General features: G+C 41.9%; 13 protein-coding genes. 11 read left to right on the top strand and 2 right to left on the bottom strand.

Features of this window, described 5'->3' with window-relative positions:
- Positions 1–91 precede the first annotated feature (91 nt).
- The 8 genes from IE222_RS07050 (at position 92) to IE222_RS07015 (ending at position 16,761) form a co-directional block, all read left to right on the top strand.
- On the top strand, positions 92–3,175 hold the full coding sequence (locus IE222_RS07050; RefSeq protein ID WP_191271163.1) for a beta-galactosidase: 3,084 nt from the start codon (positions 92–94) through the stop codon (positions 3,173–3,175).
- On the top strand, positions 3,172–4,449 hold the full coding sequence (locus tag IE222_RS07045) for an alpha-L-fucosidase (RefSeq protein WP_191271161.1): 1,278 nt from the start codon (positions 3,172–3,174) through the stop codon (positions 4,447–4,449). Before IE222_RS07050 ends, IE222_RS07045 begins: the two co-directional genes overlap by 4 nt.
- 60 nt (positions 4,450–4,509) lie before the next feature.
- Entirely contained in the window at positions 4,510–5,382 is an 873-nt protein-coding gene (locus IE222_RS07040) for a sugar phosphate isomerase/epimerase family protein (protein WP_191271159.1), read from the top strand.
- A 203-nt stretch (positions 5,383–5,585) separates the two neighbouring features.
- On the top strand, positions 5,586–8,705 hold the full coding sequence (locus IE222_RS07035; protein ID WP_191271157.1) for an alpha-mannosidase: 3,120 nt from the start codon (positions 5,586–5,588) through the stop codon (positions 8,703–8,705).
- Between the two features lie 126 nt (positions 8,706–8,831).
- Positions 8,832–11,111, top strand: coding sequence for a glycoside hydrolase family 3 N-terminal domain-containing protein (locus IE222_RS07030; RefSeq protein WP_191271273.1), 2,280 nt, complete (start codon positions 8,832–8,834; stop codon positions 11,109–11,111).
- Positions 11,112–11,366: 255 nt separating this feature from the next.
- The gene (locus IE222_RS07025) at positions 11,367–12,212 is read left to right on the top strand and encodes a VOC family protein (protein ID WP_191271155.1); all 846 of its coding nucleotides are present in this window, start codon (positions 11,367–11,369) and stop codon (positions 12,210–12,212) included.
- Positions 12,213–12,318: 106 nt separating this feature from the next.
- A complete protein-coding gene (galE, locus tag IE222_RS07020; RefSeq protein ID WP_191271153.1) occupies positions 12,319–13,326 on the top strand; it encodes a UDP-glucose 4-epimerase GalE in 1,008 nt (335 codons plus the stop codon).
- Positions 13,327–13,542: 216 nt separating this feature from the next.
- A complete protein-coding gene (locus tag IE222_RS07015) occupies positions 13,543–16,761 on the top strand; it encodes a chondroitinase family polysaccharide lyase (protein WP_191271151.1) in 3,219 nt (1,072 codons plus the stop codon).
- A gap of 36 nt (positions 16,762–16,797) precedes the next feature.
- On the opposite strand, the gene IE222_RS07010 is transcribed toward IE222_RS07015, so the two are convergent.
- Both IE222_RS07010 and IE222_RS07005 read right to left on the bottom strand, forming a co-directional pair.
- Positions 16,798–17,487, bottom strand: coding sequence for a response regulator transcription factor (locus tag IE222_RS07010; RefSeq protein ID WP_223282616.1), 690 nt, complete (start codon positions 17,485–17,487; stop codon positions 16,798–16,800).
- Positions 17,488–17,532: 45 nt separating this feature from the next.
- The gene (locus tag IE222_RS07005; protein ID WP_191271147.1) at positions 17,533–19,032 is read right to left on the bottom strand and encodes an ATP-binding protein; all 1,500 of its coding nucleotides are present in this window, start codon (positions 19,030–19,032) and stop codon (positions 17,533–17,535) included.
- Between the two features lie 115 nt (positions 19,033–19,147).
- Between IE222_RS07005 and IE222_RS07000 the strand changes: the two genes are divergently transcribed.
- The 3 genes from IE222_RS07000 to IE222_RS06990 all read left to right on the top strand — a co-directional run bounded on the left by IE222_RS07000 (position 19,148) and on the right by IE222_RS06990 (position 22,307).
- Positions 19,148–20,437 carry an ABC transporter substrate-binding protein gene (locus tag IE222_RS07000; RefSeq protein ID WP_191271145.1) on the top strand — a complete coding sequence of 430 codons (1,290 nt, stop codon included), beginning with the start codon at positions 19,148–19,150 and terminating at the stop codon, positions 20,435–20,437.
- 75 nt (positions 20,438–20,512) lie between these two features.
- Positions 20,513–21,412 (top strand): carbohydrate ABC transporter permease, encoded by a 900-nt coding sequence (locus tag IE222_RS06995; RefSeq protein ID WP_191271143.1) that lies wholly within the window; start codon positions 20,513–20,515, stop codon positions 21,410–21,412.
- Between the two features lie 25 nt (positions 21,413–21,437).
- The gene (locus IE222_RS06990) at positions 21,438–22,307 is read left to right on the top strand and encodes a carbohydrate ABC transporter permease (protein WP_191271142.1); all 870 of its coding nucleotides are present in this window, start codon (positions 21,438–21,440) and stop codon (positions 22,305–22,307) included.
- The last annotated feature ends 12 nt before the right edge of the window (positions 22,308–22,319 follow it).

Raw genomic sequence — 22,319 nt, 5'->3', positions numbered from 1 at the left:
AATAGATACGGGTCTTTCTTTTTTATTAGTAAAGAAACCTTTATTTGCTAGGGATGATGATGAAAAAGCTTTCTTGAAAGGAGACCAAATCTTGACATCTAAAGCAATCATTTTTTATGACGAAACCTTCCCATTTGAGGGACAAAGACCGCCGATTGAAATAATACAACAACTTAGGGAGCAGGCGTTTGTTGTAAATGCTGAGGAATTGGGGACAGTTTTAGAGAATTTAGATGTGCAATGTTTTATTCATTTGCACGGTTCCTATTTTCCAAAAAATGCATGGGGTGCGATTTACTCATTTTTACAAACAGGCAAGGGATTTGTATTCGCAGGGACTGCACCTTTCCGCAAGCCTTGTAACCTAGTCAATGGGTCCTGGGCCCCTGAACGCGAGCAAACTGCCTACCATATGGAGCTTAATATCCATGAGGTTTTAAAGGTAGATCAAAAGCCGATTGGAACATTAGCCGCAAATCCAGATATTCCTGTTTTTCATCGATATGAGGAGCTGTTTTCCATTGGGGATACAGCCAATTTTATTATGCACCCTACAAAAACTTCTTCAATTGAAGCGGAAATGGGTTCATGTGGACCGATGGATGCAAGGATTTATCCGTTATTAAAGGGTATTTCCAAGAGCGGGCGGGAAGTGGCAGCCCCTGCTGTGTTAATTGAGAACTATGGCGGTACATTTACCGGCGGTAGATGGGTGTTTATTAATCAGTCTTTAACCGCAGGCTTTTGGAGTGAAAAAGGCCGTCAACTTTTGAAAACGCTCGCAGATTATACAGCCGCCGGTGTCACCGAGTTTTGGCTGAAAACAAATTATGCCACGTACTACGATGGTGAGAAACCGATGATAACCTTACAAGCCCAGTCATTATTAAAGGAAGAGTCGGACTGGAGCGCAGAGCTGATTGTAAAAAAGGATGACATCATCCTTGAGGCTCATAGGTTGAATGTTTCGGTAACAGCTGAATTAGATTATCATGAATTTTCCCTAAATGTCCGCGATTTTCAACCGGGATTGTATGAACTCACATGCCGGTTAGAGAGCCAGGAGGGGGAGGAACGGGTTTTACATCAGGGTTTTTGGTTCATGGACCGGGACTTACTTGAGAGCGGCGAACACCTTACCTGCGGCAGGGACTATTTCTTAAAAAATAATCAACCGTTTCCAATTGTCGGCATGACCTATATGACTTCCGACGTAGCGAGGTACTTTTTGTTCCTGCCCAATCCAAGTGTGTGGGATCAAGATTTCACCACGATGGCGAAAGCGGGCATTAATTATGTTCGGACAGGCATATGGACTGCTTGGCGGCAGATGATGTTTGTCGACGGGCATATGAGTGAGAGTGTTTTAAGGGCAATTGATGCCTTTATCTTAACGGCGAAGAAACACGACATTGAACTGACATTTAACTTTTTCTCCTTTACACCTGAGGAATGGGACGGGAAAAATCCGTATCTCGACCCTCGCAGCGTCGCAGCACAAAAACGATTTATTGGTTCCGTTGTTTCACGCCATAAGGCAACAAAGAATGTTCATTGGGATTTGATTAATGAACCTTCCATGTTCCATCCCAAGCAAACGTTTGCTGGACCGAGAACACTTCATGACCCTTTTGATATTCGTCAATACCAGGAGTGGCTGCAAAACCGGCATGGCGATATTACCCACGTTCAAGAACGCTGGAATATGACGCCGTCTGAACTGCCATCGTTTTCAAGTGTCAGGCCGCCGCTTGTGAGTCAAAATACTCCGTTTGGGAATAAGGGTCTGAAATGGCTGGATTATACATTATACACGATGGATAAGCTTAATCAATGGACGAACGAGCTTACATCAACGATTAACAAACTGGCCCCTAACCAGCTTGTTACAGTCGGGCAGGATGAAGCATTGGCAGGACAGCGCCCATCACCGTTATTTTATGGCAAGTCGGTTGATTATACGAGCAATCACTCGTGGTGGATGATGGACCAGCTTTTATGGGATGGGGTTTTTGCCAAGACATTGGATAAGCCCAATTTGATTCAAGAAACTGGGATTATGTATGTGGAAAAGCCGAATACCCAGGCGAAACGCTCCGAGGAAGAGCTTCGTAACATTCTTGAACGTAAATATGCTTATGCCTTTGCCGCAGGCAATGCAGGTGCGGTTCAGTGGGTATGGAATACGAATTATTTCATGAACAATATTAATGAATCCAATATCGGGGCACTCCGGGCAGATGGTACCGAGAAGCCTGAAACCAATGTTTCCTATGATTTCGGCCGCTTCATGAAAGAGATTGGTCATCTGTTCCATGGCAGGGAACTAGAGGAGATTGCCGTTGTTTTCCCGTATTCGAATGATTTTTCAACCAAAAGATTTGCATTTGAAGCCACTTCCAAGCTGACAAGAGTACTGGGATTTGAGCTTAATCAGCCCTTCCGTGCCTTTGGCGAGTATGATCTCTCAGGACTTTCGGAGATTCCGCCGAAGCTTGTGATGGTGCCAAGTCCACATAACTTTAGCTCGCATGCCTTAGAAGAATTGCTTTCTTTTGTAAAAAATAATGAAGTTACTTTGTTGTTTACAGGACCGCTCAGCATCGATGAATACTGGAATGAAACCAATCGGGCAGAGGAGTTTGCGGGGACAACGAAGTGCGTTAATGTTTTGCGTGAGGAGATACTGGAGATTGCCGGGGCGGCTGTATCTGTTTCGTTCGGCGGTTCAAGAATTGCAGAGTTAGTAAAAGAAATCAGCATTGAAGAAAAAGGAATCTCTTCAGTGAAGGAATTCGATTACGGAAAGGGAACGATTATATGGTCGCCGCTTCCAATTGAGCTGAATGAACGGAACGCATCTACATATGAATTATACAAGCATGCGCTTGTCCGCTCAGGCGTTTCTGAGCATTTAATCTGGCATGATAGTGACCTGCCGGGAGTCTATGGCCGTAAATTAGAATTTGAAACTGGCAAACTATTTATCTTTGTTTCCGAATTTGGTGCTGATACAACAATTATGATCACCGATCCAGTGACAGGGAAAACATATGAATTTCTATTGGAGTCAGAACGCAGTGTCCTATTTGCCGCGGATAAAGCGGGAGAAATTGTTGGAATCTACCGTGAGGATGAAGTGGAAATTAATTTAAAAAGGGAAGTGACAAAGTGAAGACAAGAGAAGAACGAGTAAAGTGGTTTATGGAAGACCGGTTTGGATTATTTATCCATTGGGGGCTTTATTCAATCCCTGCCAGGGGTGAATGGGTGCGTAGTTTCGAGCGTTTAAGTATTGAAGATTACCAGCCGTTTTTTGAGGAATTCAATCCTGATAAATATAACCCAAGAGAATGGGCAAAAGCGGCCAAGGCTGCAGGACAAAAATATGTTGTCCTAACAGCGAAACACCATGACGGCTTCTGCTTGTTTGACAGTAAGCTGACAGACTACAAAGCGACCAATACACCAGCTGGACGCGACCTCATTAAGGAATATGTGGAGGCTTTCCGCGAAGAGGGATTAAAGGTGGGACTCTATTATTCCATCATTGACTGGTATCATTCGGACTTTCCTAAATACGGGGACCGTCAACATCCAATGCGGGACAATGAGGAGTTTAAGGATGAGGTAACTGATTTTTCACGCTATGTAAGTTATTTTCACGGGCAAGTCAAAGAGCTCTTAACGAATTACGGGAAGATTGATGTTCTTTGGTTTGACTTTTCCTATGACGATATGACAGGGGAGAAATGGGAGGCAACGAAGCTGGTAGAAATGATTCGTTCCATCCAGCCGGATGTTCTAATCGATAATCGGCTTGGCGGCAATATTAAGCTCGCGGAGCCGGAGGTCTATGCAGGCGATTTTTACTCACCAGAACAGATTATCCCGGTTGGAGGCATCCTGAATGAAAACGGTGAGCCGATTCCCTGGGAGGCGTGTATTACACTAAATGATCATTGGGGCTATCATTCACGGGATTTAAACTATAAATCTCCAAAACAGGTGGTTCGCACACTGGTAGAATGTGTCAGCAAGGGAGGCAACTTTCTCCTTAATGTGGGGCCGGATGCAAGAGGGGTTATTCCAGAGCAGTCCTTAGCCATTTTGGCTAAGGTTGGAAAATGGCTGGATAAAAACGGCGACAGCATCTATGGCTGTACTGCCTCATCACTGGCTAAACCGGAATGGGGGCGTTATACCCAAAAAGGGCGCTTTTTATATGCACATGTGTTTGACCGCGGCATCGGGCCAATCTACTTTCAAGGCTTAAAAGGCAAAATTAAGAAAGCACGTTTGCTTGCGGACAGCAGTGAATTGAAGGTAGAAGTTCCATGGATGGCAGAGCAGTATTCCGATATTGAGAGCGGGGCATTTATTCACTTAGCCGGGGCTGCGCTGCCGGATGAGATGGATACAGTAATTGAGCTGGAATTAATAGATTAATAATAAATTAGTTGTTACGAATAGAAATGCCCAAAATAAGAGATTAAAGGAGACCGAACAATGAAACTAGGAATTAGTTCTTACAGTTTATTAAAAGATATGAAGGCAGGAAAACTGACCATTTTAGATGTTGTCCAATGGGTTGCCGACAATGGCGGAGAACATCTCGAACTTGTCCCATATGGTTTTACCGTTGTCGACCAGCCGGAATTAGCAGACCAAATCCGGGAGAAAGCCAAATCAGTTGGCATTGAATTATCTGCTTATTCACTGCCGGCAAATTTCATTCAACCGGACGAGGAGGCCTTCGAAGCGGAGGTTGAGCGCTTGAAAGCACATGTGGATATCGTTAACAGAATGGGCATTAAAATTATGCGCCATGACGTTACCGCATTCACGCTGCCGCCTGAGCAGCAGACGATTCATTATTTTGAAGAGCATTTTGATGAAATGGTGCGGGGAAGCCAGCTGCTTGCTGATTATGCAGCCCAATTCGGCATCACCACTACCATTGAAAACCACGGTTTCAATGTGCAATCGAGCGACCGTGTTCAGCGTGTCATTCATGCAGTAAACCGTCCTAATTTTAAGAGCACGGTCGATGTAGGGAATTTCCTTTGTGCGGATGAGGCGCCGCTTGTGGGTGTTAAGAAAAATATTCCATACGCTGCAACTGTTCACTTTAAAGACTTTTATATTCGCCCTTACTTTGAGAATCCAGGGGGCGGCGAGTGGTTTAGAACCGTAAATGACAACTATTTGCGCGGCGCCATTGTTGGTCACGGTGATATTAATATTCGTGAAATTGTCAAACTAGTAAAAGGCTCAGGATATGATGGATACTTGACGATTGAATTTGAGGGAATGGAAGATTGCCAGGTTGGAACCAAAATTGGCATGGACAATGTAAAGAGATTCTGGGAAGAGGCGTAAATTAAGCAGCTTAATCTAATTCGTGGGTGTCAGGCACCATTGCTATCATCAGAGATAGTTTGGGTGCTTAGGCACCCGTTGATGTTTTACCTGAAAACGGAAGGTCATTTGACGATTTATTGAAATAGCAGCCAGGGAATTGCTTTAGAAGTGAGATTTAAAGCCTTTATGTTTGAAAATGATTGCCTGGAGGGAGACCTAGTTTGCAAAAAATACAGAGATTGATTCAGTATTTACAGCAGCACCAAATGCTACAAACTATTCAGATCACTGATTGGACTGCCGTCCGTTGTTTTTATTCAGAGCCATTAAAATATGACTATACATCTGAAGAAATCGTCCTTATTAATGAAGGGGACTGGTTAATCGACTCAGGAAAGACGATGTTTTTAGAAAAAGAAGTGTCCCTGCCGGCAGAATGGCGAAGACGGCCATTTGGTCTTACCTTTTTGGTCGGGGCGAAGGGGCGGCCGACCAATCATGAGGGGTTAGTTTTCTTAGATGATCGGGCCTATCACGGAATAGACCGGAATAGAAGCTATGTACCTTTTCCGGAAGATATCCGCGCAAAGGAAAAAATAAACATAAAAATCGAATTGTTTAATCCTGCTGCTCAAGCACTTGATGGGTTAAATTATCAGAATGAACCAGCAGAATTTGATCCGCCACCCCTTGAACTTTTTAAAGGGAGTTTAGCTTTGCCGAATACGGCTGTACAAAGCCTTTTGACAACGGTGAAATGTTACCATGAAGCAGCCAGATTGCTGCCGGGAGACAGCATGGAAAAATATAAAATCATTGAGGCGTTGACAGAGGTGTACCACGAGATTCATTTTGAAAAACTGCAAGCCTTAACGAATGCTTCTTGGGTAGCAGAGATCGAAGAGACCCTAAAGGAAAAGCTCTCCAGCTTAGCTGAAACTAAACAAGGTCAGATGTTAATGGTCGGACAGTCCCACATTGATTTAGCCTGGCTCTGGCCTGTGAAGGAAGCAGTTCGAAAGTGCAGCCGAACCTTTTCTACCATGAGCACTTTGCTTGATGAAAATCCAAATTTCACCTATGCCCAGAGCCAACCGCAAGCATATGCTTTTGTCAAAGAATATTATCCTGAAATCTATCAGAGGGTTACAAAGCATATTGCAGACGGGCGCTGGGAGGTCGTTGGGGGTATGTGGGTAGAGCCTGATTTAAATATGCCCTCAGGCGAATCATTAGTACGCCAGCTCTTATATGGCATGAAATTTTATAAGGAGGAGTTCGCGCAGCGACCAAGAATTGAATGGCTTCCGGATACATTCGGATATTGTGCCTCTTTGCCGCAATTGTTAAAGAAAGCCGGGCTAGACTATTTTATGACCACTAAAATGAATTGGAATGATACCAATCCATTTCCTTACGATTTATTTTATTGGGAAGGCATCGATGGGACGCGGATTCTTTCTTATTTAAATCATGGATTGAATGAATATACACATCCAAAAGAAATTGAGAATCATTGGAGTAGTTTTAAACAAAAGAAGGAATATCCAAAACAAATGCTGCTTTATGGGCATGGGGATGGCGGTGGGGGAGTTACCCAAGAAATGATTGACTACGTGGATCGATCCGCTTCCCTGCCTGGTCTGCCGGCAGTAGTGAATAGTACTGCTCACGAATTTTTTGATGGGATTCGTAAGGAAAATCCTAAATTACCAACATGGGTTGGAGATATGTATTTAGAACTGCATCGTGGAACATATACGACTCATGCCCGGAATAAAAAATGGAACCGGAAGGCGGAGGTTCTTTATCGGGAGGCAGAAATTTGGAGCACGATAGCCGCTAATTTTGCCGGTGCAAGTCCTGCTGCATCACTGGAAGAGGGATGGAAACTACTACTTCTCAATCAATTTCATGATATAATTCCCGGTTCATCGATTCCTGAAGTATATGTTAAGTCTGAATCTGATTATAGGGAAATTTTTAATTACGGTGAACAGGTAAAACTAAAAGCTTTGAATATAGTAGAAAAGCAAATTAATACTGAAGGTGACGGATTACCAGTCCTTATTTTTAATAGTTTATCCTGGACGAGGTCTGAGACTGTCAATTTTATTGGCGGGCATCAATTAAGAGGGATGGGAGCGGTTAATCAGGATGGTGAAGTGCTTTCTTCGGAGATAAACATACTTGATAATGGTCAAGTAGAATTAAGCGTGCATGTCCCCTGTATTCCAGAAATGGGATATACGATTGTTTGGCTAAAGGACTTACGGAAACAAGTATGCGAAAAAATAACTGATTCGAGACGTGAGTGGGAAACGGAATTTTATCTGCTGGAATGGAATGAAAAGGGAGAAATTTCCCGCCTGTATGATAAAAAAGCCAAAAGGGACGTGTTGAGTTATGGAGCAGCTGGCAATCAGTTTCAACTCTTCCATGATCGCCCGCTACTCTGGGATGCATGGGATATTGACCCTGGATTTGAAGAGCAGCCTGCTGAGCGTGTTGTTCTTTTGGAGCAGGTTATTCAAAAAGGGGAGACCAAGGACGTAATACATTTTAAATGGGAGCTGGGAGCTTCCGTTATCGAACAAGACATGATTCTATCCCATCATAGTAAAAGAATTGATTTCCAAACAAAAGTCGATTGGCAAGAGCAGCATAAATTATTAAAAGTAGCATTCCCTGTTGATGTTGTTAGCAATAAAGCGACGTTTGAAATTCCTTTCGGATCGGTGGAAAGAGCCACCCACACCAATACCAGCTGGGAAAAGGCCCAGTTTGAAGTTTGTGGTCATCGCTTTGCCGATCTTTCGGAAACAGGTTATGGGGTCAGCTTGCTGAACGACTGCAAGTATGGGTATGACGTGAAACAAAACATACTCCGCCTTTCTTTACTGCGGGCACCTAAATGGCCTGACCCAGGGGCGGACCTTGGGGACCACGAATTTACCTACTCGCTTTTACCTCATGAAGGTGATTGGAGAGAAGCGGAAGTGGTGAAACGGGGATATGAATTGAATCACCCTGTCGTTGTCGTCAGCTCTTCTTCTCATAAAGGGAATTTACCAGGTTCTCATTCATTTATCGAGACCAAGTCCAAGCATGTCATTCTCGATACAGTGAAAACCTCAGAAGATGGAACGGGGATTACCCTTAGAATGTATGAATCGGGCGGAGGCAGAGAAGAAATGCAGCTAAAATTAGTTAAGCCGGTTCATTCTGCAAATGAAACGAATCTGTTAGAAGAGAAGCAGGCGGTTCTCACAGTCCAAGGAAACAAACTATCCTCCTCTCTTAAGCCATTTGAAGTAAAAACAATTTTAGTAACCATTTAACAGCATTCTAATTATTATGATGTTTTAACTGCCCCGGCAATTTTTATAATTGAAACCTAAGTCTTCCCCTGGGGCAGGAACTTGTTGTTTATTCAAAAAAGTAGGAGCTAGAGAGCGATGGGAAAAATGCTGCATTCCAATAATAAATTAGAAACAATACCCGAGGTAGAAGCCCTTCTAGCAAAAATGACCTTAAAGGAAAAGGTAGGTCAGGTAAACCAAAAGATGTATGGCTGGGAAGCTTTTCGTAAAACGGAAACAGGGTATGAATTGACGGAAAAATTTAAGGAACATGTCCGATTTGGCGATGGGATTGGAGTTCTATATGGACTCTTTCGTTCAGACCCATGGTCAGGGATTCGCTATGAAAATGGTATTCCTGAAAGCGAAAGTGCAGAAGTTGCCAATATGATTCAACAATATATAAGGGACCATACGAGATTAGGTATTCCAGTCTTGTTATCGGAAGAGTGTTCTCACGGTCATCAAGGGCTGGACAGCCTGATTACTCCTGTTAACCTAGGCGCAGGGGCAGCTTGGAACCCGCAGTTACATGAAGAATTAATGTCAGTTGTGGCAGAACAAGTGCGGGCAAAAGGAGCACATTTGGCACTCGTATCAACATTAGATATTTTACGAGACCCAAGATGGGGGAGATCAGAGGAGTGCTTCAGTGAAGATCCTTATCTTGCTGCCCGGCTAACCGAAGCTGTTGTAAAAGGGATGCAGGGGGATGCAGGCGACCTTATTCCAAACGGTAAAATGATTGCAGTATTAAAACATTTTGCAGCACAAGGAAATGGAACAGGCGGTCATAATGCTGCTCCAGCTTCCATAGGTGAAAGAGAACTAAGGGAAATCCATCTGCCGCCGATGAGGGCTGCCATTCAATCAGGAGCGGCTGCCTGTATGGCGGCCTATAATGAAATTGACGGGATACCATGCCATGCCAATGGTTATCTTCTCAACAAAATCCTTAGGGAAGAGTTTGGATTTAAAGGAGCGGTAATGGCAGATGGTTGTGCTCTTGATCTTTTGGTCCATTTAACGCAAAGCCGGGAAAAGGCGGCAGCATTGGCACTTGAAAGTGGAGTGGATATAAGCCTATGGGACAATGTATACACCACACTGGAAAAAGCGGTTGACGAAGGTTATGTTAGTGTAGAAAAGCTTAATGAAGCCGTAAGAAGGGTACTGACACTTAAATTTAAAATGGGATTGTTCGGTAATCCTTTTGTCGATACCAAATCGTCTCATAATAAGGAACTAGCTGACAAGATCAATCTGGAATCTGCCAGGCAATCAATTGTTTTACTAAAAAATGAAGGAATCCTCCCATTAAAAAAAGATAATAAGAAAATCGCCGTCATTGGTCCCAATGCCGATGCAATTTATAATCAGCTTGGCGATTATACACCATTCCAACAAGAAGACAGAGTTATTACGGTTCTCCGGGGGATTAGGGCAATAGCAGGTGATGCAGAAGTTGCTTATGAAAAAGGCTGCGGCATTCGTTCCTTTGATTCAGAGGGAATGGAGAATGCTGTTCGTCTTGCCCGCTGTTCTGATATAGCAATTGTGGTGTTAGGGGGCTCAAGTGCCAGGAATTTCGAAGCACAATTTGACATGAATGGAGCAATAGTCAATACAACAGGGGAAGAGGAAATGGATTGCGGAGAAAATGTGGATGTAGCTGACTTAGAATTGGGAGGTCATCAACTACAATTGCTGCAGGAGATCATGAAAACGGGAACTCCGACTGTTGTTGTTTTGATACAGGGACGGCCCCACGCCATTCCATGGATAGCAGAACACGCTCCGGCCATCTTAAGTGCTTGGTATCCCGGCCAAATGGGAGGACGGGCCATTGCAGAGGTGATATATGGACAGGTTAATCCGAGCGGCAGGCTTCCTGTTTCGATTCCAAGGTCTTCCAAACAGCTTCCTGTTTTCTATAATCATAAGGCTGAGGGATATAAAAAGGACTATTATGATATGTCTGGGTCTGCCTTATTTCCATTTGGATTCGGGCTTTCATATACGGAATTTAAATATGACAATCTTCGATACTCTGCCCAAACAATCCAATACGACCAACTGTTAGGTGGCCAAAAGTTTAAAGTAAAACTGGATGTCACTAATAGAGGTAATTACGATGGTTACGATGTTATTCAGCTATACGTAAAAGCAAAGGGATCTAGTATAACGAGAAGAGCGAAGGAACTAAAGGGCTTTAAAAAGGTATGGATTGCTGCTGGAGAAATGAAAGAAGTGATATTGGAATTAGGAGCGGAAGAATTACAAATATTTAGCAGCCAAAATAAGTATGAACTTGAAAAGGGCAGTTTTGAGATCGAAGTTGGAAATCCTTTCGACTATTTAAACGCCACTCTGGAGATTAGATAGGCTCCTAAGGAAGTATGATCTTGAAAACAGATTAGATCATTGGATTGTATGGTAAACATTATTTCGGTATGAAACAGGGAAAAGTCCTATTCGTTAGGGCTTTCTCCTGTAAATATATAAAAATGGGAAGTTACGGCGCCTTTATTTATTTTACATCGCATTTATCTTGAACTAAAATTTTATTGAATTGAGATAAATGCATTTCTTTGTTGAGATAGATAAATAATAGTAAAAACTGAAAAGGGGCCTAACAGCATGGAACATTTCCACCAAAAACCAACTGTTTTCGTTGGCGACGTTACGATAAAGGTAAAAAACTTAGATTACTCTGTAACATTTTATCAAAATATTATCGGGCTGAAGGTTTTGGAGAAAAGTGATAATCGGGCTGTGTTAACGGCAAATGGCAAAACACCGTTATTAACACTGGAGCAGCCCAACAATGTGATTGGCAAAGAAGCGCGCACTTCCGGGCTATACCATTTTGCAATCTTATTGCCAACGCGTGCCGACTTATCCGTATTCCTAAGACACTTGGTTCAAACTGGGTGCCAGCTTGGAGCAGCCGACCATTATGTAAGCGAGGCGTTGTACTTAAATGACCCTGATGGAAATGGAATTGAGGTTTACCGCGACCGCCCATCTTCCGAATGGACATGGAAAAATGGCTTAGTTGAAATGGCAACAGAACAGCTTGACGGCCAAGGCATTCTTGCGGAAAGTAATGCTGAATGGCAAGGGCTTCCTGAGGGGGCCGTAATGGGGCATATTCATCTCCATGTAGGTGATCTGCAAAAAGCGGAGGATTTCTACACAAAGGGTCTTGACTTTAATGTCGTAAGTTACTATCCGCAAGCGGTTTTCCTCTCAACGGGCGGTTATCATCATCACATCGCCATCAACACGTGGCAGGGTGCCGGGGCGAAGCAGCCAGCAGAAAATAGTGTCGGTTTAAGCTGGTATACCATTGTTTACCCGGATGCGGCAGCTAGAGATGCTGTAGTTGAAAAGCTAAAGCAATTAGGTGAACAGGTACAGAAGGATACGGATTATTATTTGACTAGTGACCCATCGGGAAATCGAATCCGTCTGGTTATCTAAAGATTGATTTGAAGTCTTCATAAATTTGTAATAACTTTTTTATTCTGCTGTGTTAATATAAAATACAGAAAAGTAAATTTTTTAAAAAAGATGAGGAGAAGTTTGAATGGCTATTTTAGTAACAGGCGGTGCCGGTTATATTGGCAGTCATACATGTGTGGAGCTGCTGAATGCTGGCTATGACATCATTGTTGTTGATAATTTCTCAAATAGCAAGCCAGAATCGCTGTCAAGGGTTAAAGAAATTACCGGCAAGGAAGTACGTTTCTATGAGGTAGATCTTCTAGACCGTGAAGGCCTTGACGAGGTATTTGCACAAAATACCATTGAAGCCGTTATTCACTTTGCTGGTTTAAAGGCAGTGGGGGAGTCCGTTTCCATTCCGCTTCATTATTATCATAATAATATTACCGGTACATTGATCCTTTGTGAAATTATGAAAAAGTACGAAGTTAAGAAGCTGGTGTTCAGTTCTTCTGCTACCGTATATGGGATGCCTGAGCGGGTGCCAATTTCTGAGGATTTTCCGCTTAGCGCCACGAATCCTTATGGGCGGACGAAGCTGATGATTGAGGAAATCTTGCGGGACTTATATGTTGCTGACAATGACTGGAGCATCGCTTTACTTCGTTATTTTAATCCAATTGGCGCGCATGAAAGCGGGCGGATAGGAGAAGATCCAAACGGGATTCCAAACAATCTTATGCCGTTTATTACTCAGGTGGCTGTAGGGAAACTCGAGCAGCTGCAAGTATTCGGCAATGATTACCCAACTATTGACGGAACTGGTGTCAGAGACTATATCCATGTTGTCGATTTGGCAAATGGGCATTTGAAGGCACTAGAAAAAATCATCTCCGCAAACGGTGTGGAGGCCTACAATCTTGGGACTGGAACCGGCTATAGTGTATTGCAAATCGTGTCTGCATTTGAAAAAGCTTCCGGAGTGACAATTCCTCATAAAATTGTGGACAGAAGACCGGGGGATGTTGCAGTCTGTTTTGCAGATCCATCTAAAGCAAAAAACGAGCTGCGCTGGACCGCAGAACGCGGAATCGAAGAGATGTGCCGCGATTCTTGGAAATGGCAGAAGAATAATCCGGAGGGATATTAATTCTTTTGCTAAATTATAAAAAGATTATGTAATGAAAAAGACGGGCAATCATTGTTGCTGCGTCTTTTTTGTGTTTTAGACGAATCTATACTTACAGGTCAGCTCTGCTAAATAGGGGTATAAAGTTTTACACTTACCTTCTCCCGTTTATTACTTAAAATTAATTATTGAAAGCGTTTGCTATCAAACTTTTTAATTAAAGAAGGGGATGGAAAAATGAAAAACTTAAAAGACCAGCAGCAAGACTATACCAGAAGGCAGTCCTATCCAGCAAAAAGGTCCCAAGATTACGGAAACCGATTGATTGCTTTAACACTAACAGCTGCCTTGACTGTACCGCTGCTAGCAGTACCCCCGGCTGCATTTGCTGCAGAAACGTGGACAAGTGTGGTCCTTGATGAGCAGAATACTGCAGCTCGTGCCTTAGAGCTTGAAAAAGAAGCACAAAATCTGGGGATTCCACTTTTTCTGTTTGAAAATGGAGTGCCTAAAACTTTTGTGGCTGAAAATGGCGGCACTGTGGAAACAGCTGGTCGGCATTTTAAGGATGGCCGGCAATCGCTTAAATGGGATTATACCAATGGATCGAAACTCATGGTAAAGGAGAAGATTAGGTTTAAACCCTTTGTTCCTAATAACCAGGACCAATCCATTCGAACCTTTGTCGTTTGGGTATATAATGAAAAACCCGTCGACGATACAGCTACCTTTCAATTTGGCAGAGGTAATAAAGTGGATAGCTGGTTTAAGATGAATCTAAATTTTAGTGGATGGAGAACTGCATGGGTATCATTCGAGCGAGACATGGAAGGTACGCCGCATCCGGATATGAATCGAATGACGATAGTTGCTCCAAAGGATAATGCAGGGACATTATATTTTGACTCCATGATGCTTTCCACCCCTATTGACCCGCGTCATCATACACCAGATCGACAGTTGCCATTTGTCAATCCGGATGTAATAGAAGCGGCAAACTCTCATTGGCTTGGCCTCTTACATTTTTCCAGACTAACACCTCCAGAAGCCTTAACAGAGGTAACCGAAGCTTCTCTTGCTGGAATCCGCAGTATTGAGACGAAATTTACAGAATTAGTTTTTAAAAAGCAAAAAGTAACGGATGCTTTGCTCGATAATATTCGCAGCAGCTACCAATCGTTTGGGATTAATCGTGATCAAGATGGGATTCGTGGGGCTTCATTGTATATGCCACACTTTGATCAGGTTCCAGCTCCGTTAAAAGCTTCCTTTAAAGAGTTAAGCAAAACTGCAGACCTTCGAGCTTTCACTGATTTTATGGATTTAGTTGCCAATACGTACTTATCGACAGACAACCCTGCTATTAAAAATGAATTAAAGTCCATGTATATAAATCTAACTGACCATTTGGCAGATCAAGGGTGGGCTGATGGCAGCTCGCAAGGAACGCTGCATCATTTAGGCTATAATATCCGCGGATTTTATTCATCTGCCTTCCTGATGCGAGATGTCCTGAAAGATGCTGGCTTATTGGAGCGGACTCAGAAGGCGCTGTTCTGGTTAAGCGGTGCTGGAAAAATGTATACGCCAAAACAAGACGTGGTTGCCAATATCGATATTTTAAATACCACTTTAAATGGAATGCTTGCTAGTATTCTTGTACAAGAGGATTCTAAAGAGAAAATAAGAGATATGGAATGCTTCTCCTCTTGGCTTTCAAAAGGACTTCTTCCGGCAAATGGCTTAGATCCTGCATTTAAGAAGGACGGATCAGCCTATCACCATGACAATCATTATCCTGCATATGCAAATGATGCTTTTAAAGGAGTAACACCAATCGTATATGTTTTAGCAAACACTCCATATCACGTTACGAAAGATGCCCACGAGACATTGAAAAAAGCATTGTTGGCGATGCGCCTTTATTCTAATAAAACGCAATGGCTAATCAGTGTTGCCGGGCGTCATCCCGATGGAAAGGGTGCATTAGCATTGCCGCCGTTCCGTTATATGGCTCTAGCTGGTTCCCCGGATGGAAAGGAATCGGTTGACCATGATGTGGCAGCAGCCTATTTAAGGCTCATTGATAAAGACGATGCAGCTGCACGGCAGTTTAAACAGTTAGGAATTGAAGCCGAGATGGATCCGAATGGGTTTTGGTCGATGAACTATGCAAATCTTGGATTGCACAGGAGAGATCAATGGCTGATAGGAGTTAAAGGATACAGCCGCTATTTATGGGGGAATGAAACCTATCGGGATGCAAACCTGTATGGCCGCTATATGTCATATGGCCAAATGCAAATAATGAGTGCTTATAATAATCAAGACAGCGGATATAACCACGATGGATGGGATTGGAACCGCTGGCCGGGAACTACTACTATTCATCTGCCATTTGATAAACTTCGTTCTGATGTTCGTAATGTTGACCGTTTCAGCGGGTTTGAAGAAATGCTGTTGTCAGATGAAACCTATTCAGGAAGTCTGAGCCTTCAGGGGCAAAACGGAATGTTTGCCATGAAGCTTCATGAGCACCCGAAATATGATGGCACCCACCGTGCAAGAAAATCATATTTTTTCTTTGATAACCGTATTGTCGCTCTCGGTTCCAATATCGAGAATGAGAATAGTGAATATCCTACTGAAACAACGCTATTTCAAAACTTTATGAAATCGGTAACGGAGCCTGTTTGGACGTCTTCTAAAGGGGAAATTACTGTGTTCCCGTATAAAGAACAGCAAAAACTTACAGAAAATACTTGGCTTGTGGATAATAAAGGAAATGGGTACTATCTTCCTGCTGGCCAAACGATTGGGTTATCTCGCTCAGAACAAATGTCAAAAAGCCAGAAAGACGGATCAGATACATTAGGGGAGTTTTCAACGGCATGGATTGACCACGGTATGGCTCCTAAGGATGGAACATATCAATATGCCGTATTGGTAAATACCGATGATGAAAGAATGAAGGCATTTGCCGCATCGATGAACGATCTTAACACAGTTCCATATAAGGTTTTACAACAGGATCGTACGGCTCATATTGTCTATGACCGTGCTACGGGAATTACAGGATACGCCTTATTTGAAGCAAATAATGCGGTTAATCAAGGTGTAGTGAAGGCGGTAGATACCCCGTCAATGGTCATGACACGTACCAATGGGGATAAACTAATACTAAGTGCTGTTGATTCGGACCTCCGCTTATATGAGGGAACTGAGGAGGATCAATATGATGAGAATGGTGTGCAAAAAGAGGTAAGTATTTATTCAAGGTCTTGGCGCCACTCAGAAAGCATTATGCGGCCGATGAAGGTAACGATTGAAGGAGAGTGGAAGTTAGCTTCAGCAGATGACCGGATTAGAATCCTTTCATCTGAGAGTGGGCGTACCGTCTTAGAGTTCGATTGTAAGGACGCTGAGCCAATGGAAATTGTCCTGCAGCCTAAATAATAAACGGAAAATAGGGTGACAAAGCCTTTATGGGCGTCACCCTATTTTTCCGTTTATCTCTTTTAGAATATCAAATAGTTTGAGTTCATTTACTTCTTGGATTATTTCCTTTGTACTGTTCTTGTCGAATTTCTTTAATAAGCTGCTGATTTGCTTTTTAATGGTTTCGATTTCAACTGTACGTGTCTCAGCAATATCCTTTCGTTTTAACCCGCTGCATAAGAGTTTAAGAACTTCGAGCTCGGAAGGTGTTAGACTGGCTATGATTTTAAAAAATTGGGTCAGATGATCCTCTGATTTTTTGATTCTAGCAAATTCAAGCCTAATCTTTTCCGCGATAATCGGGCGAATCGGCGATTGGTTATTTGCGGCAGAATAGATTGCCTCCAGGATTTCCTCCTTCGCTGCAGATTTCATTAAATAATCCACAATTCCTGTTTGAAAAGCGGCAAATACAATATTGTTATCTTGATGGACTGTCAGCATAATGATTTTTGTCTCCGGCAGTATCTTATGAATCTCTGATGCCGCTTTTATTCCCGCCATTGGACTCTCCATTTCAATATCCATCAAGACAATGTCTGGCTTTTTAATGGCAGCGAAGGCAACGGCCTCATATCCGCTTTTGGCGGATGCTGCTAACAAAAGGTTTTTGTCACTACTAATGATTCGATCTAGACGACGGCGATGAGCCTCCATGTCATCCGCAATTAAAATTTGTATCATTTCCAAATGGCTCACTCCTTTCGATATAAAAAAAGGGGGTAATTTTTATACCCTTTTTACAAGCGGTAACAGAATCGTAAATTGAGTGAATTTGCCTAATTCACTTGTCACTTCAATTTTACCGTTGTGGGCGGTAACAACTTTATGACAGAATGATAGTCCAATTCCCCAATTGGTAATACTGGGTTTTGTGGAGAAAAATGGAGTGAAAATTTCATCCATGTTTTCAGCATCTATGCCAGGTCCATTATCCTTTATTGTCACTGTTCCCCACTGTTCCACTCGATGGATAGCCACCCCGATCCTTCCTCCAGCTGGTGCCATCGCCTCGACTGAGTTTTTCATAATATTATAGAGTACTTCAGCAATTTGCTCCTCATCGATATAAACCACTACATTTACCGGGGATTTTTCGAGTTGAATGGTTACATTGCTGGAATGAAACCGCTCAATTACTCTTTCGATTGGATTCTGTAAAGGAGCAGCCTTCATGTTTAAGGTAATTTGTCTAAGCTTTTCATTCGCTTGGTTAATGCTTTGAAAAGACTGTTCACATGAATCAGTGATCAGCTTTAAACTGTATAGCGCATCTTCATCATCAGCAAATTTCTCTTGTAAATATTCGGCTTCCGAACGGATGGCTAGCAGATGGTTTTTGATAGCATGGGTAAAAGCACGAATTCCAAGTGATGCCGTATCGATTTTCTTTTTGGTCATAATATCAATATTGGAATAACGAGCTTCATTTGATTTGTATTTATATACATTGTAAATCATGATGGCAATCGCCATTAGAGCAATGATTGGAAAGAAGCGATATTCCACCAAAAAAGAGTTCATCGGCGGCTGAACATAATTGATAAAGCTTTTACTGAAAGTGGTTCGTACTAAATTGGATGGTGCCCAGGAAAAAATAAATAAGTGTACAAAAGTTAATGGGATTAAGCAAATAAGTGTATAAAGCGTGTGATCACGAATGGATCTTAGCTGATAGTACCGTACGTAATAATAAAGAAACAATATAAAGCTGGAGAGGATATAGGTGTAATTGATCACCTGAAAAAAAACATCCCCTGCTAAACTAAATTGCTGGTAAAGCTGTTGAACTTCTGCCTCCAAAGCGAAATCCTGCAGGGTTAGATTTACCCTTGGATCATAAAAAAGGAACTGAATGATTCCCATAATGCCAAGTGCAATGTAAGCATAGCGCATTTTAGGGTTATATCTGAGACTGCTGGCAAATGAAATGCTAAAGCATAAAAAGGATACGTAAAACAGGATGATCCCCAGATTAAACAGGCGAATAATGGTAATCGCATCAAAGTTGCGGAGGACAAGGCTTGTCCATGCCCCGGAACCAAAATCTATAAATTGATTCGCAATATTAAAGTAATAGTTAAATTTTGATAGATAGAGGGTGAAAGAAACATACGCCAATATCCACCCTATTGTTAAGGTACATAAAAAGAAGATTGATCGGCTGCTTAAGTTTTTATAGATAATAAAGATTAGGAACACCATAAAAATTAAGCAAAGAAGAATCATGATCGTCACTCCTGGTCCAATAGGGGGAAAGTTTTTTTCTACTTTTTGCAGATTATGAAAACACTTACACTTAGTATATAACAAAATATTCTCAAATTTAAAGGGGAGATATTGGATGAAAAGAAGATTTAGTTTAGCGGCTGTTATTCTTCTCTGCATCGGACTGATTGTTGGCTGTTCGAATGGGGGAACAGAGAAAGGAAATGCAACAGAAGACAGTAAGGATGGAAAAGTCAGTCTAAAAATGGCAGTTTTCCCAGCAGATGAGGAAGTATTCAAAAAAGGCTATGAAAATTTTAAAAAGGATCATCCAGATATTGATATTACTTTTGAAACCTTTCCGCAGCAGCAATATTATGAAAAAATTCGGATGCAGCTTTCTGGTGGAGATGGCTATGACTTATTCACCGGACAAATGGACAATATGATTGACACTGGGATCCTCGCACCGCTTGATGACTATATAAAAGACAGCGGAATGGATGTTGCAGGCTATGGATCGATGTTTGAAACCTATAAAGCGGATGGCAAAGTATTGAGCCTGCCGTATCGTAAATCAAATTGGATGCTCTATTACAATAAGACATTGTTTGATGAAAAAGGTGTACCTTATCCAAGCGATGATATGACCTGGAATGAATTTCGCGAATTAGCGAAGAAAATGACGAGCGGGAACGGAGAAAAAAAGGTTTACGGCGCTTACTTACAACAATGGCCGCAAACCTGGTATATGAGCGCGGTGCAAAAAGGAGCATCCGTTATCGATAAAGATCTTTCACCGTTTAAGGATGCCTTGCAATTAAGGGTTGACCTTGAAAAAGATGGTTCCATTATGAAATGGTCTGAACAGGTATCGACAGGTGCCCATTATAATGCCGCATTCCAGAAAGGAAATATTGCCATGAACATTATTGGTGACTGGCATGTTGCCCAGCTTCGCCAAGGAGAAAAAGAAGGAACAGTAAAATTTGATTGGGATGTTGTTCCGATTCCACATCCAGAAGGTGTAACAAAGAATACATCGCTGGCATTACCGGTTTCCATCATGATGAACAAAAATACCAAGCATCCAAAAGAAGCTTTTGAATTCTTAAAATATATGACGGGTAAAGAAGGCGCAGAGCTGCTTGCTTCTGAAGGATACTTGACGGGTTATATGGACAAGGATGTAGAAGCAGCTTATCTGGGTGACGGAACGCAAAAGCCGAAAAACCTTCACTATTTCTTAGAAACAAAAGAATATCCAGAGTATCCAATGCTGCAGGGTGTAAAAAATATCGTTGTCGAACAAATCTTTAAACAAGAAGGCGAGCTTGCTTTAATTGGGCAAAGATCAGTTGATGACACGATTAAGGAAATTACAAAACGTGTAAAAGATGAATGGGCAAGTAAGTACGACAAATAGACACCTCGGTAAGTGCGGCACTGCTTTTATATCAAGACAGCGGTGCCCGCTCTTTAATAGAAAGGACTGAACGCAATGAAGCCACGAAATAAGGTGAAGTCAAAAACAATTAGACGGAATCGTCTTGTTGGCTATACCTTTCTTCTTCCGAATATTATCGGTTTCCTTTTATTTATTCTTATTCCCGTTATCGCGTCTTTTATCATGAGTTTTACCTCATGGAATGGTTTTGGAAATATAGAGTTTATTGGATTGGAAAACTATAAAAAGCTATTGGATGATGCTAATTTCCGAATCTCGTTTATTAATAGCATCCTTTTCATGTTAATTTCCGTACCAATTACCTTATTGATTTCGGTATTAATTGCCGTGGCTTTAAATCAGGGGGTACGCTTTGTGAAGGTTTTTAGGACTGCTGTTTTCTTGCCATATGTTACGGCAACCATTGCTGTTGCAGCGGTTTGGCAGTTGATTTTTAATCCATCACTGGGACCGATTAATGGGACTCTAATGAAGCTCGGGATTGATGCTCCCCCTGGCTGGCTGTCGTCACCAAGCTGGGCATTACTTTCTGTTTCCGTTGTATATATTTGGCATTCGGTTGGGTATTATATGATTCTATTTTTAGCAGGGCTGCAAAACATTCCTGATTACCTTTATGAAGCCGCCGAATTAGATGGAGCAGGGAAGATTTCAAAATTCTTTCATATCACACTGCCAATGCTATCTCCGGTGTTGTTCTTTACCACAATTATTGGCGTGATTAATTCTTTTAAAGTATTTGATTTAATCTATGTTTTAACTGGAGGAGGGCCGGGCAGGTCTACTCATGTGCTAGTGTACGATATTTATAACACAGCCTTTAAGCAATTCGAATATGGATACGCTTCTGCAATGGCTTATGTCTTATTCCTAGTGATCTTAATCATTTCCGTCATCCAATTTAAGGGACAGAAAAAATGGGTGAATTATTAAACAACAAAAGAAAGGAGCAAGATTCATGAATATCGCCACTGAAGCGTCAGTATATACACCTGAAGTAAAGAAGCGAAAAATATCTGTTAGTCAAATAATAAAATACCTTGTCATTATTCTTGTTTCATTGACGATGGTGCTGCCATTTGTATGGATGGTTTCGGCTTCATTGAAAGCAGAAACAGAAATATTTGGCTTCCCTATTAAATGGATTCCAGAAACATTCCATTGGGATAACTATACAAAAGTTTGGACGACTGTCCCATTTTATTTGTATTACCTAAACACCTTAAAGATTGCGGTAATCACCACCATATTAGTTATTATTAATAGTTCTCTTGCTGGTTATGCTTTTGCCAAGATCAAGTTTCCAGAAAGCAACAGGCTGTTTTTTATCTATGTGGCAACCATGATGATTCCTTACCAGGTTATGATGATTCCGCAGTTTATGCTGATGAAGCAGCTTGGATTAGTCAATTCTCACTGGGCATTGATTATTCTTGGAGCATTTAATCCATTTGGTGTGTTCTTGTTCCGCCAATTCTTCCTATCTATCCCGGATGAACTGCTCGAAGCAGCGAGGATTGATGGTTTAAGTGAGTTTGGCATCTACTGGAGGATTATTCTCCCGTTGTCAAAGCCGGCAATTGCAACACTTGTCATTTTTTCTTTTATGCATTCATGGAACGATTTTCTAGGACCATTAATTTATTTGACATCTGACCACTTATATACATTACAGCTTGGCATTCAGCATTTTATTACTGAATATAATACAGAATATGCATTGTTGATGGCAGCAGCAGTTTCCGCCATCGTACCAACCATCATTGTTTACTTCTTAGCTCAAGACCATTTTATTAAGGGAGTCGCCAACACCGGAATAAAAGGATAAAGGAGCGAAACA

The sequence above is a fragment of the Neobacillus kokaensis genome, assembly GCF_014656545.1.
In the GTDB taxonomy this organism is placed as follows: Bacteria; Bacillota; Bacilli; order Bacillales; family Cytobacillaceae; genus Neobacillus; species Neobacillus kokaensis.
Note: the sequence above shows the minus strand (reverse complement) of the source record. Positions and strands in the feature narration are given on the sequence as shown.

Excerpts from the sequence above, each read along its gene's own strand:
- IE222_RS07040 (WP_191271159.1), top strand. The coding sequence starts at position 4,510 with ATGAAACTAGGAATTAGTTCTTACAGTTTATTAAAAGATATGAAGGCA.
- IE222_RS07030 (WP_191271273.1), top strand. The coding sequence starts at position 8,832 with ATGCTGCATTCCAATAATAAATTAGAAACAATACCCGAGGTAGAAGCC.
- IE222_RS07025 (WP_191271155.1), top strand. The coding sequence starts at position 11,367 with ATGGAACATTTCCACCAAAAACCAACTGTTTTCGTTGGCGACGTTACG.
- galE (WP_191271153.1), top strand. The coding sequence starts at position 12,319 with ATGGCTATTTTAGTAACAGGCGGTGCCGGTTATATTGGCAGTCATACA.
- IE222_RS07015 (WP_191271151.1), top strand. The coding sequence starts at position 13,543 with ATGAAAAACTTAAAAGACCAGCAGCAAGACTATACCAGAAGGCAGTCC.
- IE222_RS07010 (WP_223282616.1), bottom strand. The coding sequence starts at position 17,487 with ATGATACAAATTTTAATTGCGGATGACATGGAGGCTCATCGCCGTCGT.
- IE222_RS07005 (WP_191271147.1), bottom strand. The coding sequence starts at position 19,032 with ATGATTCTTCTTTGCTTAATTTTTATGGTGTTCCTAATCTTTATTATC.
- IE222_RS07000 (WP_191271145.1), top strand. The coding sequence starts at position 19,148 with ATGAAAAGAAGATTTAGTTTAGCGGCTGTTATTCTTCTCTGCATCGGA.
- IE222_RS06995 (WP_191271143.1), top strand. The coding sequence starts at position 20,513 with ATGAAGCCACGAAATAAGGTGAAGTCAAAAACAATTAGACGGAATCGT.
- IE222_RS06990 (WP_191271142.1), top strand. The coding sequence starts at position 21,438 with ATGAATATCGCCACTGAAGCGTCAGTATATACACCTGAAGTAAAGAAG.